Origin of the sequence: Candidatus Symbiopectobacterium sp. (genome assembly GCF_020054415.1) — a bacterium.
GTDB lineage: Bacteria > Pseudomonadota > Gammaproteobacteria > Enterobacterales > Enterobacteriaceae > Symbiopectobacterium.
The window spans coordinates 1-8,238 of record NZ_JAHWCO010000216.1 but is presented as its reverse complement, the minus strand read 5'-3'; the positions used below and the strand labels follow the sequence as shown (position 1 = coordinate 8,238).

The 8,238-nt window shown below is 52.1% G+C and carries 9 protein-coding genes; 5 read left to right on the top strand and 4 right to left on the bottom strand.

Annotation, left to right across the window (positions count from 1 at the left end; translation table 11 throughout):
* Positions 1-250 (bottom strand): transposase (locus QZ506_RS06360; protein WP_291969876.1); only part of this gene is annotated, 250 nt, incomplete at its 3' end.
* A 23-nt stretch (positions 251-273) separates the two neighbouring features.
* On the opposite strand from QZ506_RS06360, the gene QZ506_RS06355 reads away from it, so the two are divergent.
* A complete protein-coding gene (locus tag QZ506_RS06355) occupies positions 274-471 on the top strand; it encodes a hypothetical protein (protein ID WP_291969874.1) in 198 nt (65 codons plus the stop codon).
* Here QZ506_RS06355 and dhaR read toward each other — a convergent pair.
* A complete protein-coding gene (gene dhaR / locus QZ506_RS06350) occupies positions 456-2,438 on the bottom strand; it encodes a dihydroxyacetone kinase operon transcriptional regulator DhaR (RefSeq protein WP_291969872.1) in 1,983 nt (660 codons plus the stop codon). The two genes, QZ506_RS06355 and dhaR, sit on opposite strands and share 16 nt — an antisense overlap.
* A gap of 392 nt (positions 2,439-2,830) precedes the next feature.
* Here dhaR and QZ506_RS06345 point away from each other — a divergent pair, with 392 nt between their 5' ends.
* From QZ506_RS06345 to dhaM, 4 genes are all read left to right on the top strand, one after another.
* Positions 2,831-3,550 (top strand): MIP/aquaporin family protein, encoded by a 720-nt coding sequence (locus QZ506_RS06345; protein WP_291969870.1) that lies wholly within the window; start codon positions 2,831-2,833, stop codon positions 3,548-3,550.
* A 72-nt stretch (positions 3,551-3,622) separates the two neighbouring features.
* Positions 3,623-4,687: a dihydroxyacetone kinase subunit DhaK gene (dhaK, locus tag QZ506_RS06340; RefSeq protein ID WP_291969868.1), complete on the top strand. Its 1,065-nt coding sequence runs from the start codon at positions 3,623-3,625 to the stop codon at positions 4,685-4,687.
* A 97-nt stretch (positions 4,688-4,784) separates the two neighbouring features.
* Positions 4,785-5,411, top strand: coding sequence for a dihydroxyacetone kinase subunit DhaL (gene dhaL, locus QZ506_RS06335; protein WP_291969878.1), 627 nt, complete (start codon positions 4,785-4,787; stop codon positions 5,409-5,411).
* Between the two features lie 35 nt (positions 5,412-5,446).
* Positions 5,447-6,892, top strand: a complete 1,446-nt coding sequence (dhaM, locus tag QZ506_RS06330) for a dihydroxyacetone kinase phosphoryl donor subunit DhaM (RefSeq protein ID WP_291969866.1) — start codon at positions 5,447-5,449, stop codon at positions 6,890-6,892.
* 66 nt (positions 6,893-6,958) lie between these two features.
* On the opposite strand, the gene QZ506_RS06325 is transcribed toward dhaM, so the two are convergent.
* Positions 6,959-7,585, bottom strand: a complete 627-nt coding sequence (locus tag QZ506_RS06325; protein WP_291969863.1) for a LysE family transporter — start codon at positions 7,583-7,585, stop codon at positions 6,959-6,961.
* Between the two features lie 102 nt (positions 7,586-7,687).
* A complete protein-coding gene (locus QZ506_RS06320; protein WP_291969861.1) occupies positions 7,688-8,083 on the bottom strand; it encodes a hypothetical protein in 396 nt (131 codons plus the stop codon).
* Between the last annotated feature and the right edge of the window lie 155 nt (positions 8,084-8,238).

The following is an 8,238-nucleotide window of genomic DNA, read 5'->3' as shown; positions in this document are numbered from 1 at the left end:
TCAGTTTAAAAATCGAGTCAACAAAGCCCTGTAAAGCCCTCAATGAAAGGCCAAACACGCGTTTCATCATCAGGACTGTGGTGATGGCCATATCTGAGTAGTAGAGCGGTCGTCCACGCCGTTCAGTAGTGTTTCTTTCCGTCCATGCAGCAATGGCTGATTCATCTAGCCATACTGTTAGAGAACCGCGCTGCTTTAGGGCCTTGTTATAAGAGGGCCAGTTGGTGATTTTAAAATTTTTTTTTGCCATGGAGACCTGATTTTGAAACAACTGTGGTGATCTGCTCCGATGATTACCCAAAAGTTCTATTTATTCAACAAAGCCTCGAGATGATCGATTTACTGATGCAGCTTGAGACATTCGGGGTGACGATCCCGTCAGCGCAGATAGACGCTACGCTGACGGTACACGGTATTGTTGAACGCTTCGTCGATGGCTCTTGTTCCGAAAGAAATCAACCCACCTTGTAATCGGCAAGGTGGATGTTAAATTGCTTGAGTTTACGCCACAGGGACGTGCGGCCAATTTTTAATGATGAAGCCATTTGTGAGGCTTTGCCCCGGCAGTGGATCGCTGCCTGAATGAGCGCATCCCGCTCCATCTCTTGTAATGAATGAGGATGAAGGCTCGCTTCTCGGGAGGATGCCTCGAGAATGTTTTCACTCAATGGTGCAGGAATGTCTTTGACTTTTATTCGGTTACCGCTGCTATAGCTATAGGCACGTTCGAGCACATTGCGCAGTTCGCGGTTATTTCCCGGCCAGGCATAGCGCATAAGTAACTGCTGCGCATCTTCAGAAAGCGTTACATTAGCCCCTATCTCGCGGCTCATGATTTTAAGGTAGTGTTTGATCAATGCTTGGATATCTTCGCTACGCTCCCGCAGGGCTGGCACGTGAATGTCGAACGATTGCAACTCGTACAGCAGGTGACGGCGAAAGCGGCTTTCCTCAACAAACTGATTGATGTCCACATCTGTAGTAGTGATCAACCTGACATCCAAAGGTACCAACGTCTGGTTGGCTTTGTTGAGCAATCCGGTTTTCAGCAGTTGTAACAGCGCGGTTTGCACTTCTTGCGTCAGGTATTCGACATTCTCTAACAGCAGTGTGCCACCTTTCGCCAACTCGAATTTGGAAATGACCGGTTTATCGGTATACGCGTTGTTGCCAAGGAATTCGCTTGCCATAGCCTCGCGCGGTATTGCCTGGCAATTGATGGTGATAAAGGGCTTATCCTGACGCTCACTGGCGTTATGAATGGCCTGTGCCAGATAGGCTTTACCAAGCCCCTCTTCACCATGCAGCAGGACTGAACCGCGCCCCTTCGCCGCCTGCTGTGCAAGGCGGACAACACGGCGGATAGCGCTGGAGGTTCCAACGTAATCGAGGTCGTCAAATGTCAGGCGCGCATACGCCCCGCCGTGACGATGCACCAGTTCACGAATATGATCGATAGGGTGCAACAGCGCAATGTAACGGTCGGGCGTATTGGAGATGCCTTTCACTATTTTGAGCGACATTGCCAGTGCGATAAACACGCCTTGGAACTCGATCGCGGTTTCGAACAGGTAGACATCCTGGTTTTCCGCAATGGCATGAACGATCCGCTGCGGTAAGGTCAGCGTCTCCTGAATATTTTTTCCTAACAGCTTCTCACCCTTAACATTGAGGAGGTCGCTGCCATTTTTGTTCAGATAGAGGATGGTGCCTTTATGATCCCAAGCGAGAACGCCTTCTTCAACACCATCCAGCAGGGCGTGTACTTCACTCAAATGCTGGTTGGATTCAGACAAAATCATATCCGTGTGCAATTTTGCGCTGATTTGCTGTGCAGTGGAATGCACTAGCGCCAGGGCGGAAACCGTATCGCTGTTGTTCAACAGAATCAGCCCAACCGCCCCCATCACGGCGCTGTAGCTGTCGAAAACCGGCGTGGCGAAGCAGGAAAATGGATGCAAATGCTGATTGAAATGCTCATAGCCTTGCAGGCTGACCGGCTCGTGTAACAGCAGTGCCGTTGTGACGACATTATTGCCCATCATACTTTCTCGCCAGTAAATGCCTTCACCAAGACCCAGAGCCATCAGCCGTTTGCTCATGGCCGGAGGGGCGTGAAAACTCAACGTACATCCGGTTTCATCGGTCAGTAACAAGGCGCATTCCGCGGTGGTGAGATAGGCAAAGATATCCTCCAGTATTGGCGCAGCGATATTGATCATATCGGCACGGTTGCGGCACAGGGACTTGAACGTAATGCCTTTGGCGTAGAGCGGCGTTGACCAATGGTCGTGACGCTGTTGTCGCCGGCAACGCAGCCAGGATTCAGTGACATAGGGCTTTAGCGCGAGATGTTCCATGCTGGCAGCATCGGGATACTGTATTGGGTCCGTCGTGATGAAATCGTGCCAGAGGGCTTTCAATTCAGTCTGTTTCACCAGTTGCTCCTTTATCGCGTTACTTTAGGAAATAGGTAACGCATTTATGTTCCATTTTGTAAATCTTATGTCGAATCTGTGATGCGTATCGCCAACCGCGTGTAGCGATGCAGTAAATCGAATAATTTTGTTTAATTTATTGAATTTAAATATATTTATTATTCCATTCAACGAAGTGTGAGTTGCGGCACAACTTTCGTCACAGTTTGACGGGTATCAAATAACAGAGCGAACGGCGTTATTGATGTTTCATTTTGGTGATTTTTACAGCGTAACGATGTTCCTGAATTGAACAAAAAATTTTTTTTTACAGCATGGATTCTTCTTCCTACTCTCATCGCGTTCGTTCCGTCATGTGGATAACCCCTCAACCGAAAATGAAGGAAACAGCAATGAACATTTTTCTTGCAGAATTGATTGGCACCATGGTGCTGATACTACTTGGCAACGGTGTAGTAGCCAACGTGGTGCTGGCGTGGACCAAAGGTGGCAATAGCGGCTGGATCGTTATTACCGCAGGGTGGGGATTTGCAGTCGCAATCGCTGTATATATCACGGGCTGGGTGAGCGGGGCACATCTGAATCCGGCCGTTACTTTTGGCATGTGGTTGTATGGCAGTATCTCTGGCGCAATGGCTCTGGCCTACGTCGTCGCTCAATGTATCGGTGCCTTTCTCGGTTCGATTCTGGCCTATCTTACTTACAAACGACACTACGACGTGACTGAAGATGCCGGACTGATACTGGCGACGTTTTCTACCGTGCCTGCGGTGCGCGACTTTAAGTGGAACCTGGTCACAGAAATTATTGGTACGGCTGTTTTAGTCTTTGGTGTACTGGGGATATTTAATTCGCATAACGGGATTGCGTCCGGTTTTGGTCCGTTCGCAGTGGGGATTCTGGTGTATAGCATCGGTTTGTCGTTGGGGGGTCCTACGGGCTATGCCATCAACCCGGCGCGTGATTTAGGGCCAAGAATCGCTCATGCCTTGTTGCCCATCAAAAATAAAGGTCATTCCGATTGGGAATACGCCTGGGTGCCAATTGTCGGTCCGTTGATCGGTGGTGGTATCGGTGCGCTGTGCTACAAGTTTTTACCGGTTTTTGCCTAACGTGCGGTACGCCGCTCACCCATGGAAATCGTCCTTTCCCCAGCGAATGGGCGGTCATCAAGAGGAAGGTTCATGAAAAATCTCATCAACAAAGTCGATGATGTTATCAGAGAACAACTTGAAGGTTTCGCACTCGCCCACCCGGAATTGACGGTGAATACCGAGCCTTTCTATGTTTGTCGCCGTTCGGATAAGCCTAAAGTGGCGCTGATCTCCGGCGGGGGCTCCGGACATGAGCCGATGCATGCTGGCTTTGTCGGTTTTGGCATGCTGGATGGCGCATGTCCCGGCCATATTTTTACTTCGCCTACGCCCGATCAAATGTATGAGTGTGCGCAGAACGTCAGTAACGAAAATGGCGTATTGCTGCTGATCAAAAACTATACCGGAGATATCCTTAATTTTGAGACCGCCGCAGAACTGCTGCACGGTGAAGGCATTGCCGTACAAGTGGCGGTCATTGACGATGATGTCGCAGTGAAAGACAGCTTGTACACGGCGGGCCGTCGTGGCGTTGCCGCCACAGTGTTGGCAGAGAAACTGTTGGGGGCAGCGGCAGAAGAGGGATATAGCCTGGAGCAATGTTCAGCGCTGGCGACACGTATTGCCGATCAGGGCCGTTCTATTGGCGTTGCGCTCTCCTCATGCACGGTCCCCGCTGCTGGTAAGCCCAGCTTTTCGTTGCCGGAAGATGAAATTGAATTTGGCATTGGCATTCACGGTGAACCGGGCATCCGTCGGGAAAAGTACACCGACGGTGACACCATTGTCAGCGCCATGCTCGATGAAATCCTTGATAACACCCCTTACGTGAGAACGCGGCGTCAATGGGATCGGGAAAAGGGGGAATGGTTTGACGATACCCGCACCACGACGCCGCTCAACGCAGGCGACAATGTGATTGTGCTGGTTAACGGACTGGGCGCAACACCTGCCTCTCAGCTGTACGGCGTTTATCGCAAAGTGGCGGAAATCCTGGCGGCGAAGCACATCAACATTGCACGTAATCTGGTCGGCACCTATTGCAGTGCGATTGATATGCAGGGTGTCTCCATCACGGTGCTGAAAGTGGATGACGAAATGCTCTCTCTGTGGAATTTCCCGGTTAGCACACCGGCGCTGAGATGGAAAATGTAGTCAAGTCAGGCAAGCTGCCGCCGTTGGTGGCAGATCGCGCACAGATGCAGGGAGAGCCTGCATCCGGCGTTGGTGCGATGAAAACTGAGGTGCGATGATGGTAGTAACGAAAAGCAAAGTGATCTCCTGGCTTGATGCGGCGGCCGATTTATTTGAACAACAACAAGAATTTCTCACCGATTTGGATCGTGAAATTGGCGATGCTGATCACGGGTTGAACATGAACCGTGGCTTTCGCAAGGTAAAAGAAAAGCTGCCTACGCTGGCGGATAAAGATATCGGCACTATCATGAAGAATGCCGGCATGGTGCTGCTTTCCACCATCGGTGGGGCCAGTGGACCGCTGTATGGCACTTTCTTTATCAAAGCGGCAGAGACCGTCATGGCGAAAGAAGAGCTGACGGTAACGGATCTCTACCATATGTATCAGGAAGGGACAGAGCGCATTATCGCACGCGGCATGGCGCATCCCGGCGATAAAACCATGGTGGATACGCTGAGCGCAATTGTCGCATCGCTGAAAACCCGACAAGAAGATCCGATTTCCTCAGCTCTGGCGGAAACGCTGAAGGCGGCGGAGCAGGGAATGAAAAGCACTATCCCACTGCGTGCGGCGAAAGGTCGTGCCAGCTATCTTGGCGAGCGCGCTATCGGACATCAGGATCCTGGTGCAACATCCAGCTACCTGCTGTTTAAAACGCTCTGTGATGTCGTTGATATGTGATGCCCTGATGACCCGATTGGGTAAGGCTGCAGAAAATGGTCAATATCGTGGTGGTTTCTCACAGTAAGCGCTTGGCGGAAGGGGTGGTGGAACTGGCAGCGCAGATGACGCACGGCAGCATAAAATTTGCGGTGGCGGCTGGCATTGACGATCCCGATAACCCGATTGGCACCGATCCGATTGCCGTTATGACGGCAATACAGGAGGTGCAAGAGGAGGGGGATGTGCTGGTGATGGTCGACATGGGAAGTGCGATTTTGAGCACTGACATGGCGTTGGAGTTGCTGGGTGAGGCCTATGCTACCCGGGTGCACGTTTGCGCTGCCCCCTTGTTGGAAGGCACGATTGCGGCGGCTGTCGTGGCCGCGTCCGGTGGTGATATTCGCCAGGTGATTGCCGAAGCGCATCAGGCTCTGGCGGCGAAATATCACCAGTTGGGTCAGGATGATAGGCTTACGGCTGCCATCTCCCCCGGTGCTTTGACGGAGGAAGAACCACCGTCAGCACTCACTTTTTCCTGGCGTGTGGCTAACCCTGCCGGCATTCACGTGCGCCCGGCGTCGGCCATTGCCACCTGTCTTAACCGCTACAATGCCGATGTGCAACTGGTGAAAGGTGCACAGACGGTGAACGGGAAAAGTGTCAACAATATCGCGCTACTGGCGGTTAAGCGCGGCGATGAGGTCACGCTGCGCGCGAGTGGAGCGCAGGCGCAACAGGCGATTGATGCCTTTGCCTTGCTGGCGCACCATAATTTTGGCGATCGTTTAGAAGCGAAGGACGCCGCGTTGGCTCGCCCTCAGAGACATCCCGTGGGGGAATGGGTAACGGCCACCGTGTGTCGGGTAGAACGGGCGTTGCCTACTGTAACGCCGCGCGTCAGCCAAAGCGCGCAGGCTGAGCTGGCTCAACTGGCACAAGCGATTGAGGCTGCCGTGCAAGACCTGGATGAGCTCTATGCGTTTACCGCGCAGCGTCTTTCTGATAAAGAAGCCGGTATTTTTATGGCGCAGCGTATGATGCTGGAGGATGACGAACTGTACGATGCGGTCGCCGAGCGAATGGGGCAAGCAGCGGTGCAGGTTGATGCGCTGTGGCTGACGGTGATTGGCTCGTTGGCACAAGAGTATCAGGCGATTGAAGATACCTACTTGCGTGAACGCTACATCGATATCTATGACGTCGGTCTGCGGGTGTTACGGCATTTGAGCCATCAGCCAGACAGCGTGGTCACGCCTTGTCACACACCGATGGCGATCGTCGCCAATATATTGTTGCCTTCCGAAGCGGTGCAGTTGGATCCTGCTTGGATCAAAGGCGTTTATTTCACCGACTGCGGCAGAAACGCTCACGCGGCGATTCTGGCGACGGCGCTGGGCATTCCGGTGTTTGTCGACAAGCAGGGCCATACGCGGGCGTTACGTCACGGAGAAACGATCACGTTCAGTAATGATGATAGCGGGGAGATTCATCACGCGTGAAGCAGGATGGTGTGACGTTGCTATCCTATTGGACGCGGGATAGCAATGGCGAAACAGGCGGTTTTATTATCGGCTGGAGATCGCCAACGCCGATCCCGCCAACACAAACACGCCACCCGTGGCGCGATTAAGCAACGCTATGCGGCACGGATTGCTGAATACGCCGGACAGATGGCGTCCGGTGCTGGCATAGAAAAACATGATGCTGAAATCAAACAGTACACAGGTCAGTGCCAGAATAGCAAACTGAAGCGCATGGGGTTCTGTGGTGCTGATAACGTTGGGAAACAGCGCGGCAAAAAACAGCAAATCCTTCGGGTTGCTGATACCGACTAAAAAACCTTTACGAAACAGCGCAACACGCGTGTGAGATGCATCCATGTGCACGTGTTCAGGCGTGTGAGCGGCGGCGGCTGAACGCCATGAGGCAATACCGAGCCAAATCAGATAGAGCGCGCCGACGATCTTAAGGATCATAAACGCGGTTGTTGAAGCGGCTAATACGGTTCCCAATCCCAGAGCCGAGAGCGACATGAGCACCAGCGCAGCTGTCACGCCGCCCGGTACGGTGGAGGCAGCACGTCCACGGCCATAGCGCAAACCGTGCGTTATGCTGATCAACGCTGACGGACCGGGAATGGCAATTAAAACGGTGATCACGCCGACAAAGGCGAGCCAAAGGTGTAACTCCATGTTTTCTCCAACCCAATGCATGTAACGGGTACAAATGCAGAACCGCGCGCTATATTCTCAATATAGTGTGCGGTGCCCAAAAAGAATTTATGTCGGTGGCAGTTAACGTACCAGCGTCACCAGTCGTTTAACCACTGGACCTTTTATCGCCATATCCAGCGTCATCAGCGCCAGCCCTTTCGCCAGTGAACGCGTATAGCGATGAAGCGATCTGTCGATGTAGGTTTGGTTTCTGGCGACGGAAAGCCATCCTGCTGGTTCAATGTGTGTCAACAGCATATCGCCGGATAGGGTCTTACCGTCAAAAAAAATCGCGACAGAACCCGCATAATGCCGATGTGTAATCTCCTGCACGCCCGCGATTTGGCGCAGTTGCGCAATCGTCTCGGTTACGCGCTCCGGGTTGCGCTGAATATATTCGGAGCGAATTCGAATGCGATTCTGTGTTTGATGCAAATAGGGAGACATGTCGCCGCGACTCGTAGGGATTAGAATCATAACAATTTACATTATCTGTATTAGTCGCGACTAGATCTGACACTGGACCTTGAAAGGTTGAGAGTTACCGGTTTTGATATGGGTGTCTGATCCTTAAACAAAACGCGAGGTAACTCTCATGCTTCATACTAACAATCCCATTATCAAACACAAAG